This window comes from Streptacidiphilus monticola, from assembly GCF_042658505.1.
Taxonomy (GTDB): domain Bacteria; phylum Actinomycetota; class Actinomycetes; order Streptomycetales; family Streptomycetaceae; genus Streptacidiphilus; species Streptacidiphilus monticola.
On sequence record NZ_JBHSQJ010000003.1, the window covers coordinates 28413 to 31421 of the forward strand.

At 76.8% G+C, this 3009-nt stretch carries 1 protein-coding gene and 1 pseudogene; both read left to right on the top strand.

Annotation, left to right across the window (positions count from 1 at the left end):
• The coding region (locus tag ACFP3V_RS00800; protein ID WP_380578523.1) for an FtsX-like permease family protein at window positions 1-1619 on the top strand (1619 nt) is incomplete at its 5' end.
• Window positions 1619-3009 (top strand): annotated as a pseudogene (locus tag ACFP3V_RS00805) (hypothetical protein); the annotation flags it as partial. The gene ACFP3V_RS00800 and the pseudogene ACFP3V_RS00805, both read left to right, overlap by 1 nt.

Consider the following 3009-nt stretch of genomic DNA (forward strand, 5'->3'; position numbering starts at 1 on the left):
GCCGCCAGTCGATCAGCGCGGCCGACGGTCGGCTCGCCGAACTCGTCGCCTACGACACCCGGGCCGAGGCGGACCGGCTGCCGCTGCGCGGGGACCTCGCGGACCGCAGGCCGGCTCAGCTCCTCACGGGCATGGCCGACCCGGCCCCGACCGACGCGCAGCGCGGCGTCGTGCTGCCCGGCCGGCCCCGGACCGTGGCCGTGGACCTGCGTCCGACCGTCCACGGCCTCGCCGCGGAGCAGAAGTTGACGGACTCCCAGATCCACGTCGCGGTGCACGTCACCGACCGCTACGGCTTCTCCTACGTGCTGGGCAGCGAGGCCGTGGACATCGACGGCGCCTCCCACCGGCTGAGCCTGGACCTGACCGAGGCCGCCGGGTCCGGGACGCCGGCGTACCCGCTCGCGGTCAGCCGGATCGAGCTCTCCGCCCCGGTCGCCGTGGCCGGACGCCCCGCCGACCAGCAGCAGCACCCCGTCCTGACCGTGGCGGTGACCGTCAGCGCGGACGGCGCCCCCGTGGCCGCCCCCACCGGCCTGTCCTGGCAGAGCCGGTACGACGACAGCTACGGGCAGAGCGGCGGCCCCGGGGCCGATCCGCAGTACCAGCAGGGCAAGGTCGTCTCCGCCCGGTCCCTGGCCGGAACCCCGCTCGCCCTCGGCCTGCAGCTGGGCACCGCGGCGCTCACGGACGCGACCTGGTGGAACCCGCCGAGCGTCCAGCTCTCCCTCGTTCCGTCCCAGGGCCCGGCCCCGGGACCGCTGGCCGCAGTCGTGGACGAGCAGTTCCTCGCGACCAGCCACGCCCATGTCGGCTCGGTGCTCACCCTGGCCGAGACCGGCGGCGGACTGCAGGTGCGGATCACCGGGGTCGTCAAGGCACTCCCAGGGACCGGCCCGGCGGCCGAGCAGGGCCTCAACGGCCAGACGCTGACCGCCGTTTCGGGCTTCAGCGGCTCGGACCCGCAGCTGCGCGGCGGCGCGGTGCTGGTGGACCTCCCCTCCTACGCCGCCCGGCTGAACCGGCCCGACACCGCCAACCCCACCGCCGCGCTGACGCCCGTCGACTGGTGGCTGACCCTGGCGCCGGGCGGCCACGACCGGGCCGTCGCCGCGCTGGGCGCCGACAGCGGCGTCGCCGTCTTCTACGACCGCGCCGCCGTCACCGCCGCCGCCGAGCACGACCCTGTGGGCAGCGGCCCGCAGTCGGCGCTGCTGGCCGGGCTCGCGCTCGCGGTGGTGCTGGCCGCCGTCGGTTTCGCCGCCAACGCCTCCGGCACCGTCCGCGCCCGCGCCGGCGAGTTCGCCGTACTGCGGGCCCTGGGCATGAGCCGGCGCCGGCTCGCCCGGGCCACCGCCGCGGAACTCGCCCTGCCGGTGCTGCTGGGGCTCGGCGTCGGGCTGCTCCTGGGCGAACTGCTGACCCGGCTGGTGGTCCCGCTGCTGGTGCTCACGCCGCAGGCCACCCGGCCGGTCCCGGCGGTGCTGGTCGACATCCCGGTGCTGCCACTGGCCGGTCTGCTGGCCGCCGTCGCCGCCGTCCCGCTGCTGTGCGCCGCCCTGGCCGGGCTGCGGGGCGGCGACCCCGCCCGCCGCCTGCGCACCTCCGAGGAGTTCTGATGAGCCGTCGGACCCGCGTCCCCTGGGTGCGCACCCGGGTCGCCCACCTCCCTGGCATCGCCGCCGCCGTCACGCTGCTCACGCTGCTCACCGCGTTCCTCGCCGCCGCGCTCCCGCTGCAGCTGGACCGATACCAGGACCGGGCGCTCGGCTCCCAGCTGCGCCACGCGGGGCTGGACTCCCGCAGCATCCGCATCGCCTCCGCCGGGCACAGCGGCCTGGCGAGCTCGCAGCTGTGGCAGCTCGCCTCCGACCAGGCCCTCGGCCAGGCGCAGGCCCAGCTGCGGGCGGAGGTCCAGGCGCCGCTGAGCGTGGACCGGGCCGCCGAGGTCGCCGGCATCCGCACCACCGCGGTCGGCGGCACCGTGCCGCTCAGCGGCATGCCGCTCACCGGCTCGGGCGCCGCCACCCTGGGCGAGCAGCCGGCCCGGATCGACCTGGTCTGGCAGCCGGATCCGCACCGCGAACTCCGCTTCGTCCAGGGCCGGATGCCCGCCGACCCGCAGCGGACGAGCGGCCCGGACGGCCGCTTCAGCGGGATCACCGGCCCGGTGGAGTTCGCCGTCAGCACCGGCGCCGCCGCCAAGCTCCGGCTGCGCGTCGGCGCGGTCTACCAGCTGGGCGACTCCTTCCGGGCCCGGCTGTCCGGCATCTACCGGGTCGCCGACCCGCAGGCCGACTGGTGGCTGACGAGCACTCATCTGACCGACGCCGCCGTCGAGTCCTTCGCCCGTCCCAAGGCCGACCCGATCTCCTACTGGTACACCGACGCGATCACCTCCGCCGGCACGGCCTCGGTGATGAACCTGGTCGCGGCGGGCAACGCCGAGGTGTACTGGTACTTCCCGCTGCGCACCGACGCGCTGAAGGCCCATCAGGTCGACGCGGCCGAGGCGGAGCTGGTCTCGTTCACCGACGGCGACAAGGCCACCGAGGTCGCGTCCCTGACCATCCCGCCGGGCGACCTCACCGCGAGCAGCGGGCTGGGCCGGCTGCTGCAGGACTGGAGCGCCCAGCGCGACGCGCTCGCGCCGCTGGTCGCGGTCGGAGCCTCCGGGACGGCCGGGGTGGGGGCGGTGGTCCTGCTCATGGGCCTGGGCATCGCCGCCGACCGCCGCCGCGAGGAACTGCAGCTCCTGCGCGGCCGGGGCGCCTCACTGCGCACCCTGGGCCTGCGGCTGCTCGCGGAGTCCGCGCTGTACGCGGGCGCCGGCGCGCTGCTCGGGGCGGGCGCCGCCGTCCTGCTGCTGCCCACCTCACGCCACCTGACGGCGCTTGCGGCGGCCCTCGCCCTCTGGCTTCTCACCGCGCTCGCCTATCCGGTTCGGCTGCTCGCCGGCCACCGCCGGGTGCGGCCGCGCGGTCGCGGCGAGGAGCTGGTCCGGGCCCG